Genomic DNA, 26,478 nt, shown 5'->3' on the forward strand with positions numbered 1-26,478 from the left:
TAATCGACGAATTGTTCTAAAATATAAGCTGAAATGATGCAAATTTAGAATATAGATTGAATTAATTTAAAAATAATGCATCTATTTTCCTATTTTTGCAGTTATATGGAGAAGTTTGTGGTAAAATATTATAATAGTAGCATTGTGTTTTCGGACAGATGCAAGATAGATAATCATGCTAGGAGGATCTTGTTCATGTTTTCTCGGGATATTGGAATTGACCTTGGAACTGCCAACGTTTTAATTCATGTGAAAGGAAAAGGCATCGTTTTAAATGAACCAGCAGTGGTTGCAATGGATCGCACAACTGGCCGGGTGCTTGAGGTAGGAGAAGCCGCACGCCGCATGGTGGGGCGTACACCAGGAAACATTGAAGCAATTCGCCCGTTAAAAGATGGGGTTATTGCGGATTTTGATGTGACAGAAGCAATGCTAAAGCATTTTATAAATAAAATCAATGTACGTGGCTTTTTATCAAAGCCTAGAATGCTCATTTGCTGCCCGACTAACATTACAAAGGTAGAGCAGAAAGCAATTAAGGAAGCAGCCGAAAAATCCGGTGGTAAAAAAGTATATTTGGAAGAAGAACCAAAGGTAGCTGCTATTGGAGCAGGGATGGAAATCTTCCAACCAAGCGGAAATATGGTTGTTGATATCGGTGGTGGAACAACAGATGTTGCTGTTCTTTCAATGGGTGACATCGTAACATCAGAGTCCATTAAAATGGCTGGTGATAAGTTCGACATCGAAATTCTTAGCTACATAAAGAAGCAATATAAATTGTTAATTGGGGAAAGAACAGCTGAGGATATTAAAATAAATGTAGCAACTGTTTTTCAAGGCTCACGTCATGAGTCAATGGATATTCGGGGAAGAGACATGGTGACAGGCTTACCACGTACCATTACGATTCATTCGGATGAAATTGAAGAAGCACTTCGTGAATCTGTATATTTAATTGTACAAGCTGCTAAGTTAGTATTAGAAAGAACACCACCAGAGTTGTCTGCAGATATTATTGACCGTGGAGTTATCTTAACCGGTGGTGGTGCACTAATTCATGGAATTGACCAATTATTAGCAGAAGAGCTAAAGGTACCTGTATTTATTGCAGAAGAACCAATGAATTGTGTTGCAAAAGGAACAGGTATGATGCTCGAAAACATTGACAAAATTGAGCGGAGAAGTATCGTATAATAAACAAAACGTCTTTACGTTTAATGAGGAGGGCTTGGATTGTTAAGAGGATTTTATACTGCTGCAAGTGGAATGATCGCCCAACAAAGACAGCAAGAGGCATTATCGAATAACATATCCAACGTGAATACACCTGGCTATAAAGCAGATCAAACGACATTAAGAGCTTTTCCTGAGCTGCTTATGCAAAAAATGGGAACAAAAGAGCTTCCAGTAAAGTATGGAATGAATATATCCACACAGCAACCACTCGGACCACTTAATACGGGTGTTTACCTTCAGGAAATGGTTCCGAATCATGGTCAGGGAGATATCCGCGATACAGGAGTCACGACAGATCTAGCAATTATGAATGGCCAGCTGCCAGATGAAACGGGAAGCGTCTTTTTTACGGTTCAAAATGAAGCAGGTGATACACGCTTAACGAGAAATGGTAATTTCACAGTAGATGGTCAAGGGTATTTAGTAACCAACCATGGTTATTATGTGCTTGATCAAAATGGCAATCCCATTCAAACGGATGGAATGGAAATCACAGTTCTCCCAGATGGCGTAATAGACGTGAATGGGCAAAATATTCCACTTGGCTTGAACTATGTTGCGGATACAAATGAGCTCGTGAAAGAAGGAAATGATTTATTCCAGGGGGAAGCTGTACCAATACCTGCGAATGTTACATACCAAATTCGTCAAGGCGCCTTAGAACGTTCCAATGTTGATTCATTACAAATGATGACACAGATGATGGAATCGTATCGTTTGTTTGAAACGAATCAACGGGTGTTAAAAGCATATGATGAGAGTATGGGGAAGGCAGTAAATGAGATTGGTCGAATCGGTTAAGCTAGCTGCTAATTCAAACCATCTAGGCTTTTAAAAAGAACAGAAACGACGGGAGGATACAGCATGTCACGTGCGATGATTCAAGCAGCTGTAACGATGAATCAGCTACAAAGCAAATTAGATTTAATCGGAAATAACATGGCAAATAGTCAAACGACTGGCTATAAAAATCGGCAAGCAGATTTTTCTTCCTTATTGTTTCAGCAAATTGATAACCTTAAAAATCCACCATTTGAGGCTGGAAGACTTACTCCTGATGGTGTTCGTGTCGGTGCTGGTGCAAGGCTAGGTTCAATCAATATTGATTTATCGCCTGGAGCAATTCAAGAGACTGGTCGAGAACTAGATGTAGCTTTATTAGAGAAAAACCACTTGTTTCAAATACAAGTAACGGAGAATGGGGTTCAGGAAACGCGGTATACTCGCGATGGTTCGTTTTATCTTAGTCCAGATGCGACGAATCAAACCGTAATGCTTGTTACGAAGGATGGAAACCCTGTGTTAGGGCAGAATGGTCCCATCGTAATTCCTACTGGATTTGATGAAATTTCAATTGAATCAAATGGAGCAGTATTGGTTAGAAGAGGCAATCAAATGGAAGCGGTAGGAAATCTTTCTATGGTACAAGCAATTCGCCCACGGGTGCTTGAAGCTACTGGTGATAACAACTTTAGACTCCCTGACTTGGACGCATTAAATTATACATTAGGAGAGATCCTACAAGAAGTCGGTCCTAATACTGCTTCTGTTAAAAGTGGTGTATTAGAGAGTTCAAATGTTAATATGGCTGAACAGATGACAGACCTGATTTCAACTCAACGCTCCTATCAGTTTAATGCAAGAACCATTTCCATGTCTGATCAGATGCTTGGTCTAATTAACCAGCTTCGTTAACGATGCTTTCATTGAATAGACGTGACAAGCGTCCTATTGACGAATTGCAAGTTGTTGCTTTATATTGTTTTTAATACCATAAAGTGATGAACTTGTGAATGAAGCAGAGAATAAGGAGAAACAATCCATGGGAACAAAGCAATTGGAGAAAACAGGCACTGCTGAACAATCGCTGAAGCAGACGAAAGAGACGGAAGCGGTTCAAACTGCCAACAAGGAAAAAGAAGATGTCAAAACGCGTAAGCAGCAAAAAAAGCTGCAGAAACAGGAAAAACAAAAAACTGAAAAGCTAAGAAGACGAATTTTTCCAATATGGCTACGTATAATCGTTGTTCTTCTCCTTGCTGTAGGAGCGCTTGTTGCAGGTTTAATGATTGGTTACGGTGTTATCGGTGAAGGTGTCCCGCAAGATGTTTTAGAAAAGGAAACATGGCAGCATATCATTGACATCGTTAAGAAAGAAAAATAATAAAGAAAGACTGCTCAGAAAAGCCCTTTCAGCTGTGAAATGCTTTTTACTGGACAGTCTTTTGTTTCTATTGGAAATACGGTTAGATTTTCATACATAAATTATTTGAAAAGGAGCAAATACATATGATGGATATAGAACAAATTAAAGAAACGATTCCGCATCGTTACCCGTTTTTGTTAGTTGACAAAGTAGTAGAGATGGAAGAAGGTAAGCGGGTTGTTGGTATTAAAAACGTATCAATTAATGAGCCATTTTTTCAAGGGCATTTTCCAGAATATCCGGTCATGCCAGGTGTGTTAATTGTAGAAGCACTTGCACAGGTGGGAGCAATTGCCGTTCTTGGAAAAGAAGAGAATAAGGGGAAGCTCGGTTTTTTAGCAGGTGTTGATAAATGTCGCTTTAAAAAGCAAGTGAAACCAGGCGATCAATTAAAATTAGAGGTTGAGATTGTTCGTATAAAAGGTCCGATAGGGAAAGGCAAGGGCGTTGCTACCGTAGATGGAGAGCTTGCTTGTGAGGCAGAAATCATATTTGCGATAAAATAACGTAAGATGTATAAGTGCATCATACTTTCATATTTACTGGTATCCCGAAAAATCCTTCATATGGTAAGAATTATTGTATGGTCTCAAAAAAAAGGGGCAAGATAACCTTGAAACCAATACATGAAGGAGGGTAATCCATGAAGAAGAAATGGGTAATGAGATTTGGGGCGACGTTGTTGGCAATGTCATTACTGACAGCATGTAACACGAACAATGACAATAATCCAGTAGATGACAATGGGCCTGTTGATCAAAACGACAACAACGATGTGAATGATAACAACAATGATATGAACGACAATAACAACGATATGAACGGAACAGACCAAAATAACAAATAATTACGTAAGGCAGGATGAAAGAGATTATATCCTTCATTCTGCTTTTTTGTTTGAAAATATATGCTAAATTCTTGTGGTATAGGAGCAATCCCGTTTATAATAGTTACTATTAAAATAGAAATGACTGACCGGTCAGTCGTGAAAGAATAATTCGAATTGTGAAAGAAGGTGATCGCTTGAACGATAAGAAAATGAAACTGATTGAATCTGGACTTTCCCTCTTTGCCGCGAAAGGATATCATGCTACATCCATTCAAGAAATTGCGGACATGGCAGGAGTTTCAAAAGGATCCTTCTATGTATATTTTGATTCAAAAGAAGACTTTGTCACAATAATTTTCACCTACTTTAATGAACAGATTACCCAAAGGTTACAAGCTGTGCAACAAAAGAATTTAACACCAAGTCAATGCTTGGCAGAGCAAATTACAGTTCTAATCAATTATATTTATTCCTATAAAAGCTTTATTCAGATGTATCTCCGGGAAAACATATCGATTGGTACAAAAATGGATACGTTAATTGAATCGATCAAAAAGCAGAACTATGAGTGGTTGTGTACGAATATTCATGCGATTTATGGGGATAAGGTGATGCCATTTTTAAATGATTGTGTTATTCAGTTAGAAGGAATAATGAACGGGTATTTAAAATGGATTGTGTTTGAAGGGGTGCAAATTAATCGAGAACGTTTGGGGCATTTTATCGTTTCAAGATTAAATGACTTAGTCTATGGCATGCTAACAACAGAAGAACAGCCACTTGTAACGATTAGGGAACAGAAGTCACAACAAGATTTAGGAAAGCAAATGCGCCAATTAACAGATAAAATTCAGAAGCTATCCATTTCAAACGAAAAAAAGGAAGAACTACACGCGGTTGTGCAAGCATTACAGGCGGAACTATCTAAAACAAAACCACAAAAAATAATGCTCCAAGGGCTACTCGTTCATTTTCGGAATTATCCCGAGCTTGAAATGGAAAGTAAACAGCTAGCATCTTGTTGTCACGTGGAATTACTATAGAAAAAGGAGTAAACGAGATGAAAAAAATATATGTTGGTTTAGTAGCTATCCTTTTAATAGGATTACTGTCGGCTTGTACAGAAGACGACGCTACAAATGAGAAAAAAGAAGATCGAATTGTTCCAGTAGAAACAATGAAGGTGACCGAAGGAGACTTTGTAATTGAGAAGTCTATCTATGGAAGAACAGCCCCTTCTCGTTCTACCCCAATTATTCTTTCTAGCCCAGGAGAAGTAGATGAGTGGAAAGTAAAGGAGGGAGAAAAGGTTACTGAAGATGATAAATTAGCAGTTATTCAAACACCTAGAGGAAATCAAACAATTTATGCACCTACCGATGGAACGATTGTTGATTTTGCAGCCGATGAAGGCATGCAAGTTTCTGGAGAAGAACCGATTGCGATGATTGTAGATTTAAATCCGTTAAAGGTTTCTTTTTCAGTGACCGAATCAATGCAAAAAACGTTGCAGCAAGAAGAACAGTATCCGATTAAATTAGGGAAGGATACATATGATACAAAAGTTACTAGTATAGGAACAATCCCTAATGATGCAGGTTTATTTACAGTTGAAGCAACAGTAGACAATAAAAAAGAGACGATATTACCAGGGACAGTAGTGAAAATGCGTGTTCCTATAAAACGCGTGCAAGATACACTAATCGTTCCTACTAGAGCTGTAATGGAAGAAAGCGGATCTTCTTTCATATTTAAAATTGTTAACGGGAAAGCAAAAAAAGTAACAATTGAAATAGAAGACGTACAATCTTATCAAACAGCTATTAAGGGAGAAGTAAAGGCAGGAGAGGATATTGTTGTAAATGGTCAGCTTACCCTTTCCGACAATAGCAAGGTAGACGTAGTAAAAGAAAGTGGGGAATAAATCGTGAAGTTAGTTCATACATCTATAAAACGGCCCGTTGGCGTCATTATGATCGTGTTAGCGATCATTGCGCTCGGTATTGTTTCGGTTAGAAATCTTGTTATTGATTTATTCCCGAAGATAGACCTTCCAGTTGCTGTTATCGCTACTTCTTATGCAGATGCAGCACCACAGGAAGTAGAGAATCTGATTAGCCGACCGATTGAATCATCGATAAGCTCCGTAGAAGGAATAAATACCGTCCAGTCTCAATCACAATCAGGATCTTCTTTAGTCGTGATGATGTTTAATAATGGCGTAGATTTAGATCAGGCACTGCTTGATGTAAGAGAAAAAGTGGATCAAGCAAAAGGATTTTTACCAGAACAAGCAGGCGAACCACGAATCATGCGGTTTAGTCCAGATCAATTGCCGGTAATTTGGGTTAGTGTGACCGGAAAGGAAGCAGAAGCATTAACGGAAATTGCAGAGGATCAAATTGTTCCCTTTTTTGAACGACAAGAAGGTGTAGCATCTGTAACGGTTGAAGGAGCAAAAGAAAGAGAAATCCAAGTTATTCTCGATCAGCGAAAGCTTCAGCAATACGGAATAAATGGGCAATCAATTACACAGGCACTACGCACCCAAAATCAGTCAGCTTCAATTGGAACAGTTGAAAAAGGAGCACAGGACCTTCAGATTCGTCTCACAGGAGAATACGAATCAATCGAGCAAATTGAAAACACGCTACTGCAAACAGAATCTGGTGCTACCATTCATCTTACCGATGTGGCAGAAGTAAAAGATACGTTTAAAAAGTCGAACGCCGAAACATTGGTAAATGGAGAGCCGTCTATTGTATTATCCATCATGAAAAAAACAGATGCGAATACTGTAAATGTAGCTTCTAATATTCAAGAAAGTATGGATGAAATTCAGCAAGAACTTCCTAAGGGAGCAAAGCTGGATGTAGTAATTGATACGTCTGAATTTATTAAGCTATCAATAGATTCTGTTGTACAAAATATTTTAATTGGTGGAGCAATATCCATTTTTATTCTTTTACTCTTTTTAAAAAGCATTCGAGCGACGATTGTTATTGGATTATCCATTCCAATTGCGATTATTTCGACCTTTGCGCTGATGTATTTCACAGGTCAAACATTAAATGCACTCACATTAGGAGGGCTCGCATTAGGGCTTGGTATGATGGTAGATAGCTCTATTGTTATTTTGGAAAATATTTATTCCTACCGTCAACGTGGATACAGCTTGTTTGAAAGTGCTCTAAAGGGAGCTTCTGAACTAGCACCAGCAGTTATTGCGTCTACTACAACAACGTTAGTCGTATTTTTACCAATTGTATATGTGGAAGGGATCGCATCCGATTTATTTACACCGCTTGCGCTTGCAGTATCATTTTCACTTATTGCTTCTTTAGTTGTTGCAGTAACATTAGTACCAATGCTATCTTCCAAGTTACTTTCAAAGGCAATGGAGAATCATGGACGGAGATATTGGTTTAATCGTCTGTTGGAGCGTGTAAAGAATGGCTATGCAAAGGTGCTAAAGCGAGTATTGAAATATCGTAAAACAACGATTTTAAGCACGCTTCTTGCGATTGTAGCCAGTTTAGCTTTAATTCCTTGGATCGGGGCAGAATTTATTCCATCCGCTGATCAAGGCCAAATGGAAATTCGTGTGGAAACTGCTTCAGGCAGTTCGTTAAAGCATACACAAGAAGTAGTTGATGAAATCAATGAAAAACTGCAAACCTATGAAGATATCATTGAAACAAATTATGTGAGCGTCGGGGGCGGCGGATTTGGGATGTCCGGTTCAAGCAGTAATCAAGCAACCTATACTATGCAGCTAGTTTCTGCAAGTGAACGAAGTAAGACAACATCCGAATTAGCGCAGGAAATAGATAACACACTACAAGGAATTCCCGGTGCTGAAATTACGGTAAGTGCCTTAGAAGGTGGCATGGGCATGGGGGATCCTATTCAAGTGCAATTGAATGGACCAGAGCATCAGGTGCTTCAGGAGCTTGCTACGGAGGTTGTACAAGAAATTTCTAATGTGCCTGGGGTATATAATCCAGAGTCAGCAGCATCTGAAGGAGTACCACAGCTTGATATTACGATTGATAAAGAAAAAGCGGCGATGTTTGGATTGACACAAGAACAAATTTTAGGTCAAGTTCAGTTCCAATTCTCTGGTCAAGTCGCTACGCAATATCGTGAAGCGGGTCATGAAATGGATGTAACACTATTTTATCCGGAAGCGGAGCGAGATGAATTAAGCGATTTACAGGATCTGAAGCTTTCATCACCAACAGGTGCTGTTATTCCATTAGAAGAGGTAGTAACCTTTCAGCAAGTTCAAGGACCAGCAACCCTACTACGTCAAAATCAACAACCACAAATGAATGTTACATCGGAAATTGTAAATCGCGATTTAAATAGTATTGTAAAGGATGTAGAAAAGACGCTAGATGAGATGAATTTTCCAGAAGGATATAGTTATTCGATTGGTGGGCAAGCCGAAGACATGGCAGAAGCCTTTACTGATTTAGCGTTGGCGCTCATCTTTTCAATCTTTCTCGTGTATGCGGTAATGGCCATTCAATTTGAGAATTTCCTATTTCCGTTTATCATCATGTTCTCGATGCCGGCAACAGTGGTTGGTGTAATGGTAGGATTATTTATTACAGATCTACCTCTAAGCATACCGGCCTTTATTGGTATCATCATGCTTGCGGGAATTGTTGTTAATAACTCTATTGTGCTAGTTGATTATATTAATATTTTGCGTCGCAGAGGGATTGATCGCTACGAAGCAATTATGGAAGCGGGACGATCAAGATTACGACCAATTTTAATGACAACCTTAACGACGATTTTAGCAATGGTTCCGTTAGCACTTGCTTTAGGTGAAGGCGCAGAAACACAGCAGCCGATGGCAGTAACTATTATTTTTGGGCTTGGTGTTTCAAGTATCTTTACATTACTGTTAATTCCGGTTGTATACACTTATTTTGATGATTTAACTGCAAAGATTACGAAACGTAGAAAGAAAAAGGAAGCATAATGGAGAAAAGCTCTTCGCAAATATTGCGAAGAGCTTTATTCATAATCTATTCGATTGAAAAAGGTTAGTCACCTAGATTAATCGATGAACTAAATGCTAGCTGTTTCTAGTAGGTTTCCAGGTCTTACGAATGATTTGATTGGCAACCTCAGAAAACATAAGCCCGAAAGCAATTCCACCTGAAAGAAGCATTACCTTTGTTGAATATTGAACGGCCATGTAATAATCATTTTCTACAAAATAACGCATCGCATTATAAGCCATTCCACCTGGAACAAGTGGAATAATACCAGATACATTAAAAATGATTATCGGGGTTTTAAATACCTTCGCACTAATTTGACTTAATACAGCTACGAGCATTGCAGCTAATATAGTAGCTGGAACTGCATCCATGGTCTTGGATACAAGGATAAAGTATAATACCCAGCCGACCATACCAATCAATCCACATTGAATTAAAGATTTTTTGGGGGCATTAAATATTATCCCGAAGCCCGCTGAGGCAATAAAGCTAGTAACTAGCTGTGCAAAAATGGTCAAAACAATTCCTCCGATCTATCTGCTATATAAACATTACAACTGCTGCAACACCAGCCCCAATAGCAAATGCTGTTAGCGTTGCTTCGACCCCTTTGGAAACACCAGCCACGAGATGACCAGCCATGAGATCTCGAATCGCGTTCGTAATGTGTAGACCCGGAACAAGCGGCATTACTGCTCCAATGATAATCTTGTCTAAATCAACGCCAATCCCCAGACTGATAAAAAGAACTGCAAGCATTGCAATGAATAGTGAGGCGGTAAACTCAGCAATAAAACGAATTTCTAAGAATCCATCCACAAAGAGCATCGCCGTGAATCCTAATCCACCAGCAATCATTGCTGGAAGAAAGTCTGTCCATGACCCTCCGAACATAATGGTAAAGCAGCCACTTGAAATAGCCGCCGCGATGATTTGCAGCCAGTTAGAAAACTGAAAAGGCCTCGTTTCTAACTCCTTTAAAGCTAGATATGCTTCTTTTATTTCTAAATTGCCTGCAGCAATACTTCTTGAAATTTTATTTACTTCAGCTATTTTATGCAAATCTGTTGTACGTTTAGAAATCCGCATGAAATTAGCTGGATCAGCTTGTTCCTTTGAAAAGTTTATCCCAGTGGGGGTTGCATAGCTCTGAGCGTCATCTAATCCATATGCGGCAGCGATACGATTCATTGTATCTTCTACTCGATACGTTTCAGCGCCAGAAGCGAGCATTATTTTACCTGCAAGCATACATACTTTTGTAATGGAATCTGTTGTTGTCATATGTTCACCTTACTTTCATTTACCCAATTCCTATACACATTATAGACGCTCACACGCATTTAGAAAAGAAAGGATTTGTTTTCAGTTTATTCAGTTTCAAAGCACTGTATCTAGCTTGTGATTGTTCGAACCTTCAATACAGTTTTCGTATAAAAAAGCAAACGGATTTTCCCGTTTGCCCCTCATTGGCTATATACATTATGGAACAATCGTGACAGGACATGGTGCTTCATGAAGCACACCATAGCTTACACTACCAAGAACCGTTCCACGAATCGGACCTAATCCCCGTGAGCCCATTACGATTGAATGCGCTTTAAACTCTTTAGCCACCGAACATATTTCTACTTTCGGGATACCAATACGAATTACTTTTTCTACCGAGACATTACGATCCGTTGTAAGTACATCAGTTTTATCTAAAATTTCCTTACCGATGCCTAGTGAATACTCTTTTATTTCTTCCTTACTAAAAAAGCGCTGCACGTTAACGGTTTGAATATTAGGCTGTACGTTTAATACGATCACTTTTGCATCCATTTTTTCTGCAAACTCGATCGCGTATTTAAGTGCATGGTAAGAATACTCTGAGTCATCTATTGGAACAATAATAGGCAAATTCATTTTATGCGGCTGTGCCATTCAAGACTGGCACACCTTTCTCTCCTTTCATATTTAAGTTCTTTATAAAACAATTCGGTAACAGGCAATCAAACTCCTGCTTATTTTTAAGAAGTTCACGGAAATGTTAGGAATAGAAAAGTGTTCTAGCTTTTGGAGAAGAGAAATGAAAATGATAAACTAAAATTACACAAGTATCTTATAAAGAAATGGAGAAATAACATTGAACAGTTTACTCGTTTCCACTATAATCATACTCATTTTAATTGTTGCCAATGGCCTTTTTGCGATGACAGAAATAGCCATCGTTACATCAAGAAAGGCACGATTGGAGCAACGAAAAAAAGAAGGCGATAAGCGAGCGAGCTTTGCGCTTACGCTGGCAGAAAATCCGACTGATTTACTATCAACGATTCAAATTGGGATTACCTTAATCGGTATTATTACGGGGGCTTTTGGGGGCGCTGCGATTGCCAACCAAATTTCTGTATATGTAGCTAAAATAGACTTCTTAGCTCCAATTAGTTCCGAGCTAAGCTTATTTGGAGTAGTGGCAATCACAACGTATTTATCCTTAGTAATTGGGGAGCTCGCACCAAAGCAAATCGGTCTAAGTAATCCAGAAAAAGTAGCATTACTTGTCGCAAAACCAATGTTTTACTTTGCAAAGCTTGGAAGACCATTAATCTGGATATTAAGTCGATCCACGTCACTTGTATTGAAAATATTAGGTATTAAAAAATCAGACGAGCCTGATGTAACCGAAGAAGAAATTCAATTATTGATTGAGCAAGGTGTATATAGTGGTGTAGTAGATAAGATGGAACATGAAATGGTTGATCAAATTTTTTATATGGGTGATCAACGACTAGGTGATATATTAACACCACGAACACAGCTTATATGGATTGATGTGGAGAGCTCCTATGAAGAAAATATGGAATTAATCAGTACGAGCTATCATTCCATTTTTCCAGTTGGAAAGGGAAGTTTGGATCATTTTTTAGGGGTGATTTATACAAAGAAGGTTTTTTCGCGTTTACTTTCTGAAGAAACATTTTCTATTGAGGATTGTATTGATGAGACTCTTGTACTGCCAGAGCATATGAAGGTGCTACAAGCCTTAGAAACGTTAAAGGAAACGGGTCATCATGAGGCGGTAGTCATTGATGAGTATGGGGGAATTGAAGGGTTTGTTACATTACATGATTTTATTGAGACGATTGTTGGTGATATGCCATTACGGGATGAGCTAACGGAAGTACAAATAACCGAGCGAGATGAGACGACCTGGTTAGCAGATGGACTAGTATCTGTTGACACGTTTGTTCGCTTCTTTGAATTAGAGGACTTTCCGGCAATTGAAGATAGTAATGATTATCATACACTTGGAGGCTTTTTCACGATGTACTTAGGAAATATTCCAAAAGTAGGGGATACAATTATCGTAGAGAATCTAAAGCTTGAAATTATTGATATGGATCATGTGCGCGTGGATAAAGTAATGATTACGAAGCAACCAAAAGAAACGGATAAAACATCATAAGAAAAAATACAGCTTTGACATGGAAAACAGCACAATATTACCGGAGTTTGCAAATCGGGTCATTTTTACCATAGAAGGCACATGCATGACCTCTTCAACATGCTTTCGCTATGCCATTGGTTGCAAACTCCTGCTTTTCATGTTGAAAAAGAACACTTTCTACAGAGTGATAAAGTGATCCTTTTATTTATTCTTCTTTACTTTTTTGTGGAGTATACTTATGATAAAAGTGAGTAATCACTCACTCGTTATCATAAAAGGAGGATAAGGATGTCAGCATTTATTGAAATGAAAAACATTCAGCAGGCGTTTCACAAGGAGAAAATCTTAAATGATGTCACCTTGAAGGTATCGAAAGGACAGCTATTTGGCTTGCTGGGACCATCGGGATCTGGAAAAACGACCTTAGTGAAAATTATGCTCGGTTTATTGCTGCCAACATCTGGAACAGTAAAAATTGGGAATGAGAAAATTCCTTCCTTAAAGTCGATGAATAGTATTGGGTACATGGCGCAAAGTGACGCACTTTATAATGAATTAACAGGAAGAGAAAATATGGATTTTTTTGCAGCACTATACGGAATAGGAAAGAAAGACAGAGGCCAGCGGATAGAAGAAACAGCAGCAATTGTTAATTTATCCCCTCATTTAGATAAAGTGTTGGAAAATTATTCAGGAGGAATGCGGAGAAGGATGTCATTAGCAATTGCATTGTTGCATAGACCGGAGCTATTAATTTTAGATGAACCAACCGTAGGGATTGATCCGGTTTTGCGTGCTTCGATTTGGAAGGATTTAAAGAAGCTACAAGCACAAGGTACTACAATCATCATCACGACCCATGTGATGGATGAAGCGGAAAAATGTGATCAGCTTGCATTACTCCGCGGAGGAAAAATAATAGCGAATGGCAGTGCAGCAACGTTGAAAGCAGCGAGCAATACAACTTCTTTAGAAGCGGCCTTTCTTTACTACGGAAGCGTGAAGGAGGCGGCAATATGCGATTGAGTGCATTAATTAAACGGATTGTGCGCCAGATTATTCGTGATAAACGGAGTATCGCCCTTATGTTTATCGCACCTGTTTTCGTTATTACCCTTCTTTGGCTTGTACTTGATTTAGAGGATTATGAACCAACAATTGCGATATATGATATTCCAAATCAGCTGGATACAGCATTAAACGATCAAACTGCAACAATCATTACAATGTCTGAAAAAGAAGCGTTGGATGCATTAGAAGAGCAAGCAGTAGATGCATTTGCGACTGTCCAAGGTGGCACACTCTATTTAAAAATGGAGGGAAGTGATCCAACAGCAAATGGTGCTGTTCAGCGTGTATTTAATCAAGCGATGAAGGAGCATAATCCATCACAAGCACAAATGGAGGTGGAATTTCTGTATGGATCAAAAAATTTAAATTTGTTTGATCATGTTGGTGCAGTGTTGATCGGCTTCTTTGTGTTCTTCTTTACCTTTATTATAGGTGGTGTTTCATTTTTAAGAGAACGTACACAGGGAACGCTGGAAAGACTGCTGGCAACGCCGCTGAAACGTTGGGAAATTGTAGCAGGCTATTTAATAGGATTTGGTATATTTATATTAATACAATCTGTCATTGTCGCTGCGTATGCAATTTATGTGCTGGATATTTATATGGTTGGCTCTTTTTTAGAAGTGCTTTTTATAACCATTTTACTTGCGATTGCTGCTTTAAGTATGGGTACACTTCTTTCAGCCTATGCGAAAAATGAGTTTCAAATGATCCAATTTATTCCTATAGTTATTGTTCCACAAGTATTTTTTGCTGGCGTATTTCCAATCAGTGGCATTCCATGGCTAGAGGTAATAGGAAAGTTGATGCCGCTTTATTATGGGGCAGATGCTCTCACTGCCATTATGATTCGTGGGGAGCATTTAACAAATGTTGTGCTAGATATTACAGTCCTAATCGGTTTCTCGCTCCTTTGCATTAGTTTAAATATTGTTGCACTCAAGCGGTATCGTAGTTTATAAAGCCCGGGCTTGTAAATAGTTTAGTAGTTGTGAAATGCTGGGAGAGATGAGGTAACTTCATTTTTACACCAAGCTCTTTAAAAGCAGTCGATGAAGGAAGAAAGGAGAAATTCGAGTGGCTGAAACATTAGATGATAAGCTAAAAGCAATTCAGCAAGAAGGGAATCATATGACAAAGAAACAATCACAAATCGTAGAAGCGGCAATTGAATTAATTGCTGAAAAAGGATATTACAATACGTCAACTAGTGAGATTGCGAGGCGTGCGGGAGTAGCAGAAGGAACGATATTTCGTCATTATGAGACGAAGAAGGATTTGCTGGTTGCAATAGTTACACCAGCAATTGCAAATTTTTCTGCACCTTTCTTCGCAGAGAAATTTGTTAAAGAAGTTTTTGATGAATCTTATCAAAGCTTTGAAGATCTGTTGTATGCGTTTATTCGAAATCGTTTTGAATTTGCCCAATCCAATGTTCCAATCCTGAAAATATTATTACAGGAGCTTGCTTTTCATCCGGAAATTCAGACAACATATAAGCAAGTTTTTGGAACAACTGTATATCCTGCAATGGATCATGCATTTACGTATTATAAGGAAAAAGGAGAAATAGGTGATTTACCAACAGATGTGCTTATACGGATGATCGTTCCCACCATTATTGGGTTTATGATTGATCGTTTTATGTTAAATCCACAAAAGGATTGGGACGATGAGTTGGAATTGCGCCGCACAGTAGAATATATTTTGCAAGGAATCAGAAAAAATGAATGTCAATAAACAATCCCGCCACGTTTTAGGCGGGATTTTCAACCCAATCAGGATACTCAATAGAACAGAGAATTTCTAATTCCTTTTCTCGCAATTTGCGATACGAGCTAAGCTGTTCTAAATCGGTATCGACATATGCAGGATGTGTCATCACTTCTACCGTATTTACCGGAAGCTTCTTTAATTCAGTAAATATATCTGTGGAGATACTTTCACCATAAAATTCTAGAAAGAGTGCTTCTGTTAATAATAGATCAGGGCGCTCTTTTAACGAATCTACATACCTTACGGGGACGTTATAGTCTTCTGCTAATCGAATAACCACTTCTTTTAAAGGCTCCCAGCCATGTATGTGGTGATGGCTATCGATATGATGTAGTGGTAAGCCAGTTTTTATAAATGCCTCTATTTGCGTACGCCATTCGATTTCTACCTGCTGAATATTCGGTGGTTCCATCGAAGAGAACGTATTTTTAAATCGAAAAAAACCATCCGTATCCACCAGATCAGGGACATTGTCAGAAAGTGGGCGTCCAGACGACAGCACGAGATGAATGCCAACCTGAAGCGCTGGATTTTGCTTTGCTTGTTCTACTGCATAGTCAACGGCTCTTCCATTCATCATCATGGTTGTTGCTGTAACAACTCCATCTACATGGGCTTTAATAATTCCATCTGTAACTCCTCTTGTTAATCCATAATCATCTGCATTAAAGATTACTTTCATATGAATTACCTCCAAATTTGATGGTATGATTGTTGTTTTTTTAAGACTCGATGGGATAATTCCGTTCAATGGTAAAGTTTGTTTTATCCCCTCTAAAATACGATTTGGAAAACTCAATCCGTTTACCCGCTTCATTTTCAGCGATAGTTTCAATATAGAAGCATGGAAGGCCTTCCTCACACTCTAAGTGGGTGCTAATTTGTTCGTCGGCAAGAGTAATTTCAATATTTTCCGTAGTTTTTGCAATTGGCACACCAAATGGATCTTTCAGTGCGGCGTATAAGGAAGTTTCTGCTTGCTTCTTTGTAATTCCTGGTGCAACTGACCAAGGAATATAAGCGATTTCATATTGTGTCGGCTCGCCATTTGCTTTTCGAATGCGTTCAATCCGTTGAATTGGATCATTTGTTGAAACGTCTAAGTGCTTTTCTATTAGCTCATTTGCAGGTACAACAGATATCTGGATAAGGGAAACCTCTGCTTTCTTTCCTTGATTTGCAACTTGATCACTATAACGATTCATTGTATGGGAAAGTGTTTGCTTCACCTTTTGCTCAGCCACGTATGTCCCCTTGCCTTGCTTTCGAACTAAATACCCCTCCATCGTTAGCTGATTTAAAGCTTGTCTTACAGTTGTTCTACTGACATCAAAATCCTTACATAATTCAAGTTCAGTCGGTATTTGCTCCCCTTTTTTATACGTGTTTGATTTAATTCTATTAAGTAGTTCCTCTTTAATATAAGCATGTAGAGATTGATGTTTATCCATTGGTTACTCCTTTATACATATGCTACTTAGAGTGTACAGGATATAACAAATTAAGACAATATAAAACATTTGTAGTAACAATTAAAAAATATTTTTTGTAATTGTATGGACAATATAAATATTGTATGATACATTTAAGGTGAAAAAAGATTAATCTTCTTTCATGCGCAGAAGAAATTTAATGAAAGTGGGTTACGTAATGTATCCCTTGTAATCGTATGGTTTTTTTGAAAAGCGCTTTCATTTGTTTAGAAAACGATTTGATTATTAATTCACACCTAAGGAGAGAACTGTTATGTCATTAAAAGTAGTTGTCATTGGTGGCGGGTCAAGCTACACACCAGAAATTATTGAAGGATTAATTAAACGACATGACCGTTTCCCAGTTACTGAAATTGTCCTAGTAGACATTGAGGCTGGCGAAGAAAAATTAGACATTATCGGAAATCTTGCGTTGCGAATGATTGAAAAAGCAAATAAGCCAATTCAATTATCATGGACACTTGATCGCAGAAAAGCATTACAGCAAGCTGACTTTGTTACGACTCAAATTCGTGTAGGTGGGTTAGAAGCCCGTGCAAAGGATGAACGTATTCCACTAAGTCATGGCTTTATTGGTCAGGAGACGAATGGAGCCGGTGGTATTTTGAAAGCTTTCCGTACTATACCAGTCCTGTTAGAGATTGCCGCAGACATTCATGAAATCTGTCCAAATGCGTGGATGATTAATTTCACGAATCCAGCTGGGATGGTAACGGAAGCAATTATGAAGCATTCAAAGCATCAAAAAGTTATCGGAGTTTGTAACATACCATATAATATGCGACATTCAGCTGCAGAAATATTGCAAGCAAAACCACATGAGGTAACGATTGATTTTGTTGGGCTTAATCACTTTGTTTTTGGTAAAAGTGTAACCGTAAATGGAGAAGAACGCACAAAAGAAGTGCTAGAAACATTGGCAAGTGCGGATCTCGATTACTCACCAGCGAATATTGTTAGCTTAGGATGGTCAAAGGATTTTATCGAATCCACTCGACTGTTACCAAATCCGTATCATCAATATTATTTTCAGACGAAGGATGTACTTGAAAAAGATGTAAAGGCATTTGAAGAGCATGGAACACGAGCTGAAGTTGTGCAACAACTAGAGGAATCCTTATTTCAAATATATAAAAATCCTGAATTAAAGGAGAAACCAAAAGAGCTAGAAAAGAGAGGGGGAGCATTTTATAGTGATGTAGCCTGTAGTTTAATAGATTCGATATATAATAATAGGGAAGACATTCAAACCGTCAATACAAGAAACAATGGTGCGATTCCTGAGCTACCACATGATGCGATCATTGAAGTGAATGCGGTAATCACTAAGAGTGGACCGAAGCCAATTGGAATAGGCCCATTACCACTTAGTGTAAAAGGCTTAATTTTACAAATGAAAGCGTTTGAGGAACTCGTCATTCAAGCGGCGGTTACAGGAAATTATCATGATGCATATCTTGCGTTTGTGATGAATCCATTAATTGCAGATGAAAAGAGAAGTAAAGTGTTATTAGACGAAATGCTTGAAGCGAATAAAACGTTTTTACCACAATTTTTTAGGGGGGCATAAAAATGCAAAAATTTATTGAAATTGCTGGTCGTATTGGTTCACAACGTCATTTAGTAGCCATTCGTGATGGATTTGTGGCAATAATGCCATTAATTATTGTCGGTTCATTAGCTGTTCTCTTTAATAACTTCCCGCCACTCGGAAGCTTTAATTTTGTTGACATAATGAATAATTTATTTGGGGATGGAAATTGGCAGCAGGTCGGTGGCTCCATTTGGAACGGAACCTTTGCTGTTTTAGGATTACTTATTGCTTTTTCGATAGCGTATAATTTAGCGAAATCCTATGAAATTGACGGATTATCTGCCGGCTTAATCTCGGTTGCAGGCTATATTATGCTTGTTCCTGTAACAGCGGATTGGGGCTTGAATTTTGCTTGGCTTGGTTCACAAGGGCTATTTGTCGGAATCTTTGTTGCGATTGTTTTAACAGAGTTGTTCCGAGTATTGGTTAATACGAAGCGTTTAACGATTAGAATGCCAGAAGGAGTACCAGAAGGAGTTGCAAAATCATTTGCAGCACTTTTCCCAGCTGTAATTATTCTTATGATTGTTGGATTATTCCAAGCGTTAATGACTGTTTTTGTCGAAATGAGTGTATTTGAACTTATCTTTAATGCCATACAAAAGCCATTACAAGGCTTAGGAAACACATTACCAGCAGCAATCATCATCGCCTTTTTAAATCATCTATTATGGTTCTTTGGTCTCCATGGAACGAACATTCTTGGTGGGGTTATCGAACCGATTTATTTACCTTTAATCGAGAAGAATGCCGATTTATGGGCTGGTGGATTATCCGCATTTGAGGTACCATATGTAGTAACAAAACCGTTTTTTGATGTGTTTGTTTACATGGGTGGGTCAGGAACGACTATTGCATTATTAATCGCAGTATTTATCGTTGTTCGAATGGAAAGAAACCATCCATATCGTGAGGTAGCAAAGCTATCTTCACCTGCAGGACTCTTTAATATTAATGAACCAGTAATATTTGGACTGCCAATTGTTTTAAATCCTGTATTCCTTGTACCATTTATCCTTGTGCCAGTAGTATTAACGGTTATTTCTTATGTCGCCTTATCCACAGGTATTGTTCCAAAAACAGTGGCAATATTACCATGGACAACACCACCTATTCTAAGTGGATATCTCGTAACTGGAGGAAGCTGGCGAGGAATAGCACTTCAATTATTCAACCTTTCGCTCGCGGTGCTCATGTACATTCCATTTGTCATGGCAGGGGTACGTGCATTAAGTCAACAAATTAGAGACAAAGCAAGCTAAATATGGAAGGCTTAAACAATTAATATTCATCTAGAATGGGGGAACAGCAATGTCTGAAGCAACAGAAGAAATTCAAATGATTTCATTCCAAATCATTTTGCATGCGGGGAATGCACGCTCTTATGCGATGGAGGCGATTGCTCTTGCAAAAGATTATCGTTTTAGAGAAGCGCGGGAGAAAATTGCGGATGCAGATGAAGCTTTTAATGAAGCACATCATATGCAAACAAAGCTTTTACAAGAAGAAGCAAGTGGTAATCCTACTGTTGTTACCGTAATCCTTGTTCATGCACAGGATCATTTGATGACTGCAATGACAGTAAAAGATTTAGCAAACGAGATGATTACAATGTATGAAAAAATAGAGCAAGTGGAGGGAAAACAATGAAGATCATCTTAGTATGCTCTGCCGGTATGTCAACATCCTTGCTCGTCAATAAAATGCGAGCAGAAGCGGAAAAAAGAAATCTAGAAGCAACCATTGAAGCAGTTCCAGAATCACAGTTAAAAAATAATTTAGATGGATTGGATGTTGTTTTAATCGGACCACAGGTGCGTTATTTAGAGAAAAAGATTCGAGAGCTAGCAGAGCCAAAAGGGATTAAAGCCGATGTTATTGATACGAAAGCCTATGGCCTGATGCAAGGTGATAAAGTATTAGATCAAGCAATTGAGCTATCTCAATAAATAGAGGGGATTAGGGGAAGTACTCTTATATTTATATGAAATAGAAAAGCGACTTGTGCTAAGGTGCAGGTCGCTTTTAATTTATGAATCGGCTATCCTTGTTAGTTGTATAGTATAAAGATATTTTTCTTTTTAGGGCATCATCATAAGTAAGGAAACAATTGCTATAATCGGAACCGCATTGACCATTGCAATACCAACCATGGCAAACGTATTCATAAACCCCTTTACATCCTCCTCTACATCAAACACACGCTGAAGAAAGATAAAGAAGGATGCAAATCCCATTAAAAACAATAGGATTAACCCAGGAATAAATAGTTCATCAATGCTTGAAACAGTCATCATATTAATCATACCAAAGATAATTAATATGATAGGAATAATTTCACATATGGCAACGCCAATAAAAAAGAAAGACTGTGTACGTTCCTTTTGTTGTGGATTTTCTTTGATCCGCTCAACACTAATTTTAAACACAAATAAAATTGGTAAAACAGCTAATAGTGCAGCAACTACAAAAAGATAAGGTCCCATAATTCCCTCCAAATCCCCCTATTTCGTTTTCTTATCACAAATTTCTCTGTCATTCTATCATAGGGGCGAGAACTACTCAATAGTATTTGAGATTAGGGTTTAGGAGTGGGCTTGATCGAGTGAAAATCAGAGGAGCTCTTCAGCGGTCTAAGAGGTGAGGTAGCTGTTGAAAATTCCACGAAGATACAGTTTAGTTAAAATGAAAAACATAAATGAAACTATTTAATTAGTCGATGACTTATTGTCATAATGACAGCATATATCACTACTACAATTAGTAGATAAAAAGGCAAAAGTAAAGGCTGAGTTAAATTTCCAATAGGTGCTATTAAAAAGAATGATAAAACATATCCCAGTAAAAATAGGAAAGAAAATATACAAAGATGCGAGATTATAAAATAGTTTAAAATTATTCTGTTCTTTCTGAAACGATATAACACAATCGTGGCAAGGATAAATAAGCCTAAAAAGGATATTTCAAAAAAGTTAATCCAAAAATTTAATTGTTGAATACTTTGAAGTTCACTCCCTGTTAGTCCATCCATATTTGCCCAGAATTGAGATTTAATTAAGCGATAATTATCCAATAAAACATACCCCACATAAAATATCAACATCAGTCCAAGATACACGAATGAAATTAACCGCATCTTACCTTTACCCATCACTTTATTGTGCATGGTTTGCATATAACCGCCCCATTTTAAAATTTAAGTTTAAAATACTCTGCAATCTATAACCTTTCCCTTAGTTTAGTATACCTATTCGCAATTTCAAGGTTGATGATTCTATCTGGCTTACTGTAGCCTATTTAATCGTGATCGAGATAGGGCCGTTCTCGATCGAATAGGGGTTGCTCTCGCTCGAATTGGGGAGGTTCTTGATCGTTTGCCCTGATTCTTGATCGTTTGGAGCACTTTCTTGATCGAGTTGGGCCGATTCCTGATCGTTTGCCCCGATTCTCGATCGTTTGGAGCGCTTTCTTGATCGAGTTGGGCCGATTCCTGATCGTTTGCCCCGATTCTCGATCGTTTGGAGCACTTTCTTGATCGAATTGCCCCGATTCTTGATCGTTTGGAGCGCTTTCTTGATCGTTTGCCCTGATTCTTGATCGTTTGGAGCGCTTTCTTGATCGAGTTGGGCCGATTCCTGATCGTTTGCCCCGATTCTCGATCGTTTGGAGCACTTTCTTGATCGAATTGGGTTGCTCTCATCCGAATTGGGGTAGTTCCCGCTCGAACAGGGCCATTTCCACCCGACTCCCGCTCCATTCCAATCAAATCTCTCTCATATTCTAGCAGTTCCTACTTCCAGCAGCTATTAAAAATTATGCACGTATAGAACTTTATACCTGGTAGTTTATGAAGCTTCTTCACGATATCTGTCGAATCCAATAGAAACCACTAAAATGAGATAGGTCAATGGACTCTTGTTATTATACTAAAAATTATCTATCATCAGTTATATCTGAATATTAAGTCATGGATAGATGAGGTGGTGACATAGTAAAGGAGTTGGATTAGGTTTACGAAAGCACGCATTTTATAAGGGGGAATTGGATGTTTAAGCGGGTTGGTGCATTTCTATTAATCTTTCTTTTAGCATTTAGCAATGTTTCGTTTGCAATGGGAGAAGTAATGCCAAAAACAATCGAAAAGAATAAACAGGAAAAACTGTTTGATCAGCAGTTGAAAGAAACGGTAGATCCTGAAAAAGAGGTTCGTGTTGTCATTGAAGTTGACGGTGAAGCTCCAATTCAGATAGCTTCAAAAAAAGGAAAGATGTTTAAGGATTTATCGCAAGCAGAAAAGAAGCAGCTTCAAAAGGAAGCTAACTCAAAGCAAAAAGCGGTAAAGGAAGCGATCAAAAAGCAAAACATTCATCCTAAATATTTACAAGCGTTTAATGCAGTTGTAAATGGGTTTAGTGCTACTGTAAAACAGAAGGAAATTGATGAAATCAAACAAATTGCAAATGTTAAATCGGTTGAGATTGTGAATGAGTATGAACGTCCAATCGCAAAGCCTGACATGAAATATAGTAAGGAGCTTGTAGAAGCACAACAAGCATGGCGTGATTATGGATTTAAAGGAGAAGGGCTAGTTGTTGGAATCATAGATACCGGTATTGATCCAAGTCATCGCGATATGGTGTTAACAGATAACTCTACTGCTGAACTGACCGAAGAAGAAGTAGGCGAAGCCGTAGAAGAGGAAGGGTTACCTGGTAAATTTTATACGGAAAAAGTACCATATGGCTATAATTATATGGACGAAAATGATGAAATCCGTGAAATTTACCAAGGTGCATCCATGCACGGTATGCACGTCGGTGGAACAGTTGGAGCTAATGGAGATGAAGAAAATGGGGGCATTAAAGGGATCGCTCCTGAGGTTCAGTTACTCGCATTAAAAGTATTTGGGAATGATCCTGAAATGCAGTCTACGTATGGTGATATTTATATTAAAGCAATTGATGATGCGATTAAGCTAGAGGCAGATGTACTGAACATGAGCTTAGGATCACCATCAGGGTTTGTAAATGAAGATTCACCAGAACAGGAAGCTGTCGCACGTGCAGTTGAAAACGGCGTATACATGGCGATCTCTGCTGGGAATTCTAACAAACTAGGTGATGGATTTTACTACCCACTTGCATCGAACCCAGATTATGGTGTAAGCGGATCACCTGGACTTTCCTATGATTCTGTCCAAGTAGCTTCGTATGAAAATTCATTTATTGAAGTTGAATCGGTTGAATACAGTATTGATGGGGAACCAGGAACAGCACCTTTCCTATCGGCAGGAAATACAAGTCAAGCTGCTGGAGAAACCTTTGAGCTTGTCGAGGCAGGATTAGGAAAGCCGGAAGATTTCGCAGGGAAGGATCTAACAGGAAAATATGCACTAGTCCAGCGCGGGGAGCTTGCTTTTACAGATAAAGCATTGAATGCCCAGAACGCTGGTGCTGCAGGAGTATTTATTTACAACAATACAGATGGACTTGTAAATATGGCTACAGACAATGCCATTGTCATTCCACAGCTCTTTATGCTAAAGAGTGATGGAGATAGATTAGCAGCAGCTCTTAAAAATGGACAAGCAGTATCGGTTACCTTTAATGGAGAGAAGCTTGGTACACCGAATCCAGATGCAGAAAAGATGAGTGATTTTACTTCTTGGGGTTTAACACCAAATCTTGATTTTAAGCCAGAAATTACGGCTCCTGGTGGACAAATTCTATCTACATTGAATGATAATGAATATGGGCTTATGAGTGGTACATCGATGGCAGCTCCACATGTTGCCGGAGGAGCAGCGCTTATCTTAAATCGTACCGAGGAAGAGTTTGGACTTGAGGATGAAGAACGCGTACTTCGTGCCAAAAACCTCATGATGAATACGGCGAAGATTGTTGATTTTGAAGGCACGCACGTTTCGCCACGTCGTCAAGGAGCAGGCTTAATGCAGCTACATGCAGCCTTGTCTACACCAGTTATGGTTACAGAAACGGAGACAGAGGAAGCAAAGGTTGCGCTAAGAGAAATAAAAGAAAATACAGTGACCTTTGCATTAACTGCAGAAAACTTCACAGATCAAGCAGCAACTTATCAAGTAAAAGCAAATGCACAAACCGATGTGCCAGTTCAAAATGGAGATGACCTTCTTGTCGCACCTAACTTGTTCGGTGCCCTAGATTTAGAAGGAATGGCAACGACAACCGTGAATGGAGAGGAAGTAAGCACAGTAGAGGTGCCTGCAAATGACGCGGTAGAAATTACAGTGACGATTGATCTAAGTGAAATTGATGCAGCGTTAGCATCAAACTTTGTTAATGGCTATTGGTTAGAAGGCTTTGTTACATTAACGGATCCAAGTGATACGAATCCACAGCTAACAGTTCCATATGTTGGTTTTAAAGGGGATTGGGACAAGGCTCCAATATTTGATAACCCATTATGGGAGCAAGGTTCCTATTATGAAATGACTGGAGCAGTTACACATCTAGGAGAAGGAAATTATGGCTTCCTAGGAGAGGATTTAAATACAGGAGCAATTGATCCAACGAAAATCGCATTTTCACCAAATGGGGATGGTGTACAGGATGATGCATTAATGATTTTATCCTTCTTAAGAAATGCGAAGGAAGTCAAGTTCCAAGTACTAGACGAAAATAAAAAGGTAGTACGTACCATCCGAACAGAGGACTTTGTCCGTAAAAATTATTATGATGGTGGTTCAAACCCGATGTACTCGTTGTCTTCTGATCGCACTTGGGATGGAAAAATTCGGGGGAAGCAAGCAGCAGATGGACAGTACTACTTGCAAGCAGAGGCTGTTATTGATTATGAAGGAGCAGAATGGCAAACGTTAGAAGTACCAGTTATGGTTGATACCGTTGCTCCAGAAGTAGAAGCAAGCTTTGACAGAGAAGCGAACAGTGTAACAGTGACTGCAAGTGACGATGGCAGTGGACTAGCGTATTGGGATGTACTTGTTGATGGACAGTCTGTTTTAGCTAACCCGTACACGAACGGCGAGACGGAGCATCAGTTTGACCAAGAACTAGGTGAAGGTCAGCTGCTCGAAATTGTTGCCGTAGACTACGCTGGAAACCAAGTAGCAGAAGAGGTTTCACTTGAACCACAGGATACGACGATACCTGATTTACACCTGTTAACACCTGAATTTCTCGGTGTAGAAACGAATAAAGAAGTAGTGTTCTCAGGATATGTAAAGGATGAATCAGGCATTAAAGAAGTAACGGTAGATGGAAAGCAAGCAGAGCTCGTCTATAATGCAGAGGAAGATCGTTATGACTTTTCATTAACGGTAAAGCATACAAAGGATGGCTTCTATTTCTACCATATTAAAGCGGTAGATATGGCTGGAAATGAAACAGAGATTGGCAGACGCTTTTTCTTAGATAGTGAAAAAGCAAAAGTAAAGGTGAAGGCGAAGAAAAAAGTGAAAACTGATACAGTAAATGTAGCGGTTAACATTAAAGATAACTTTGATGATATTCGTCTATTTGTGAATGGGGATGAAGTGTATAAGCATGCGCTCTCAGAACCATATGGGATGAATGGTTTTAATAAGACGATTAAAGATATTGAGCTTGAGCTAGAGGATGGGAAAAATGAGTTTGAGTTCAAAGTAGTCGATCTTGGTGGACATGTAACAACAGAAACGATTGAGATTGAAAAGAAAGTAAAAGAAAATGATGATGAGAACTGGTATAGTTACTGGATTGAACAAATGTATATTATGCTTGGCAAGCTTTGGGGTTTGTTCGGATAAAATGATATTTGAAAGCATCGGCATCCATAT

The 26,478-nt window shown here is 38.7% G+C and carries 25 protein-coding genes; 18 read left to right on the forward strand and 7 right to left on the reverse strand.

Features of this window, described 5'->3' with window-relative positions:
• Positions 1-195 precede the first annotated feature (195 nt).
• From mreB to QBK89_RS00125, 9 genes are all read left to right on the forward strand, one after another.
• Complete coding sequence (gene mreB / locus QBK89_RS00085) at positions 196-1,197, forward strand: rod shape-determining protein (protein ID WP_284138966.1); 1,002 nt, start codon at positions 196-198, stop codon at positions 1,195-1,197.
• Between the two features lie 39 nt (positions 1,198-1,236).
• The gene (locus tag QBK89_RS00090) at positions 1,237-2,040 is read left to right on the forward strand and encodes a flagellar hook-basal body protein (RefSeq protein ID WP_284138967.1); all 804 of its coding nucleotides are present in this window, start codon (positions 1,237-1,239) and stop codon (positions 2,038-2,040) included.
• Positions 2,041-2,103: 63 nt separating this feature from the next.
• Positions 2,104-2,934 (forward strand): flagellar hook-basal body protein, encoded by an 831-nt coding sequence (locus QBK89_RS00095; protein ID WP_284138968.1) that lies wholly within the window; start codon positions 2,104-2,106, stop codon positions 2,932-2,934.
• 127 nt (positions 2,935-3,061) lie between these two features.
• Positions 3,062-3,403 (forward strand): DNA-directed RNA polymerase subunit beta, encoded by a 342-nt coding sequence (locus QBK89_RS00100; RefSeq protein ID WP_284138969.1) that lies wholly within the window; start codon positions 3,062-3,064, stop codon positions 3,401-3,403.
• Between the two features lie 125 nt (positions 3,404-3,528).
• Positions 3,529-3,951, forward strand: a complete 423-nt coding sequence (gene fabZ, locus QBK89_RS00105) for a 3-hydroxyacyl-ACP dehydratase FabZ (protein WP_284138970.1) — start codon at positions 3,529-3,531, stop codon at positions 3,949-3,951.
• Between the two features lie 155 nt (positions 3,952-4,106).
• Positions 4,107-4,292 (forward strand): hypothetical protein, encoded by a 186-nt coding sequence (locus QBK89_RS00110; protein WP_284138971.1) that lies wholly within the window; start codon positions 4,107-4,109, stop codon positions 4,290-4,292.
• A 176-nt stretch (positions 4,293-4,468) separates the two neighbouring features.
• Entirely contained in the window at positions 4,469-5,317 is an 849-nt protein-coding gene (locus QBK89_RS00115; RefSeq protein WP_284138972.1) for a TetR/AcrR family transcriptional regulator, read from the forward strand.
• A 17-nt stretch (positions 5,318-5,334) separates the two neighbouring features.
• Positions 5,335-6,198, forward strand: coding sequence for an efflux RND transporter periplasmic adaptor subunit (locus QBK89_RS00120; protein WP_284138973.1), 864 nt, complete (start codon positions 5,335-5,337; stop codon positions 6,196-6,198).
• A 3-nt stretch (positions 6,199-6,201) separates the two neighbouring features.
• On the forward strand, positions 6,202-9,270 hold the full coding sequence (locus QBK89_RS00125) for an efflux RND transporter permease subunit (protein WP_284138974.1): 3,069 nt from the start codon (positions 6,202-6,204) through the stop codon (positions 9,268-9,270).
• 96 nt (positions 9,271-9,366) lie between these two features.
• Here QBK89_RS00125 and QBK89_RS00130 read toward each other — a convergent pair whose 3' ends face one another.
• The 3 genes from QBK89_RS00130 to QBK89_RS00140 form a co-directional block, all read right to left on the reverse strand.
• Positions 9,367-9,807 carry a threonine/serine exporter family protein gene (locus QBK89_RS00130; protein ID WP_284139276.1) on the reverse strand — a complete coding sequence of 147 codons (441 nt, stop codon included), beginning with the start codon at positions 9,805-9,807 and terminating at the stop codon, positions 9,367-9,369.
• Positions 9,808-9,835: 28 nt separating this feature from the next.
• Positions 9,836-10,579: a threonine/serine exporter family protein gene (locus QBK89_RS00135; RefSeq protein WP_284138975.1), complete on the reverse strand. Its 744-nt coding sequence runs from the start codon at positions 10,577-10,579 to the stop codon at positions 9,836-9,838.
• Between the two features lie 198 nt (positions 10,580-10,777).
• The gene (locus QBK89_RS00140; RefSeq protein ID WP_284138976.1) at positions 10,778-11,221 is read right to left on the reverse strand and encodes a universal stress protein; all 444 of its coding nucleotides are present in this window, start codon (positions 11,219-11,221) and stop codon (positions 10,778-10,780) included.
• Positions 11,222-11,423: 202 nt separating this feature from the next.
• Here QBK89_RS00140 and QBK89_RS00145 point away from each other — a divergent pair, with 202 nt between their 5' ends.
• From QBK89_RS00145 to QBK89_RS00160, 4 genes are all read left to right on the forward strand, one after another.
• Positions 11,424-12,746 carry a hemolysin family protein gene (locus QBK89_RS00145; protein WP_284138977.1) on the forward strand — a complete coding sequence of 441 codons (1,323 nt, stop codon included), beginning with the start codon at positions 11,424-11,426 and terminating at the stop codon, positions 12,744-12,746.
• A 270-nt stretch (positions 12,747-13,016) separates the two neighbouring features.
• Entirely contained in the window at positions 13,017-13,754 is a 738-nt protein-coding gene (locus QBK89_RS00150) for an ABC transporter ATP-binding protein (protein ID WP_284138978.1), read from the forward strand.
• Complete coding sequence (locus QBK89_RS00155) at positions 13,745-14,761, forward strand: ABC transporter permease (protein WP_284138979.1); 1,017 nt, start codon at positions 13,745-13,747, stop codon at positions 14,759-14,761. Before QBK89_RS00150 ends, QBK89_RS00155 begins: the two co-directional genes overlap by 10 nt.
• A gap of 115 nt (positions 14,762-14,876) precedes the next feature.
• The gene (locus QBK89_RS00160) at positions 14,877-15,539 is read left to right on the forward strand and encodes a TetR/AcrR family transcriptional regulator (protein WP_284138980.1); all 663 of its coding nucleotides are present in this window, start codon (positions 14,877-14,879) and stop codon (positions 15,537-15,539) included.
• A gap of 16 nt (positions 15,540-15,555) precedes the next feature.
• Here the strand turns inward: QBK89_RS00160 and chbG are convergent, their stop codons facing one another.
• Positions 15,556-16,257, reverse strand: a complete 702-nt coding sequence (chbG, locus tag QBK89_RS00165) for a chitin disaccharide deacetylase (RefSeq protein WP_284138981.1) — start codon at positions 16,255-16,257, stop codon at positions 15,556-15,558.
• 40 nt (positions 16,258-16,297) lie between these two features.
• Complete coding sequence (locus QBK89_RS00170; protein WP_284138982.1) at positions 16,298-17,026, reverse strand: GntR family transcriptional regulator; 729 nt, start codon at positions 17,024-17,026, stop codon at positions 16,298-16,300.
• A gap of 295 nt (positions 17,027-17,321) precedes the next feature.
• Between QBK89_RS00170 and QBK89_RS00175 the strand changes: the two genes are divergently transcribed.
• From QBK89_RS00175 to QBK89_RS00190, 4 genes are read left to right on the forward strand one after another with little or no spacing between them, the layout of a single operon-like run.
• Positions 17,322-18,638 carry a 6-phospho-beta-glucosidase gene (locus QBK89_RS00175; protein WP_284138983.1) on the forward strand — a complete coding sequence of 439 codons (1,317 nt, stop codon included), beginning with the start codon at positions 17,322-17,324 and terminating at the stop codon, positions 18,636-18,638.
• Positions 18,639-18,640: 2 nt separating this feature from the next.
• On the forward strand, positions 18,641-19,924 hold the full coding sequence (locus QBK89_RS00180; RefSeq protein ID WP_284138984.1) for a PTS sugar transporter subunit IIC: 1,284 nt from the start codon (positions 18,641-18,643) through the stop codon (positions 19,922-19,924).
• 49 nt (positions 19,925-19,973) lie between these two features.
• The gene (locus QBK89_RS00185; RefSeq protein WP_284138985.1) at positions 19,974-20,312 is read left to right on the forward strand and encodes a PTS lactose/cellobiose transporter subunit IIA; all 339 of its coding nucleotides are present in this window, start codon (positions 19,974-19,976) and stop codon (positions 20,310-20,312) included.
• Entirely contained in the window at positions 20,309-20,611 is a 303-nt protein-coding gene (locus tag QBK89_RS00190) for a PTS sugar transporter subunit IIB (protein WP_284138986.1), read from the forward strand. Before QBK89_RS00185 ends, QBK89_RS00190 begins: the two co-directional genes overlap by 4 nt.
• Positions 20,612-20,743: 132 nt before the next feature.
• On the opposite strand, the gene QBK89_RS00195 is transcribed toward QBK89_RS00190, so the two are convergent.
• Positions 20,744-21,148 (reverse strand): hypothetical protein, encoded by a 405-nt coding sequence (locus QBK89_RS00195; protein ID WP_284138987.1) that lies wholly within the window; start codon positions 21,146-21,148, stop codon positions 20,744-20,746.
• A gap of 797 nt (positions 21,149-21,945) precedes the next feature.
• Positions 21,946-22,419, reverse strand: a complete 474-nt coding sequence (locus tag QBK89_RS00200; RefSeq protein WP_284138988.1) for a hypothetical protein — start codon at positions 22,417-22,419, stop codon at positions 21,946-21,948.
• Between the two features lie 288 nt (positions 22,420-22,707).
• Here QBK89_RS00200 and QBK89_RS00205 point away from each other — a divergent pair, with 288 nt between their 5' ends.
• A complete protein-coding gene (locus QBK89_RS00205; protein WP_284138989.1) occupies positions 22,708-26,448 on the forward strand; it encodes a S8 family serine peptidase in 3,741 nt (1,246 codons plus the stop codon).
• The last annotated feature ends 30 nt before the right edge of the window (positions 26,449-26,478 follow it).

The sequence above is a fragment of the Virgibacillus sp. LDC-1 genome (assembly GCF_030137545.1).
Lineage (GTDB): Bacteria > Bacillota > Bacilli > Bacillales > Amphibacillaceae > LDC-1.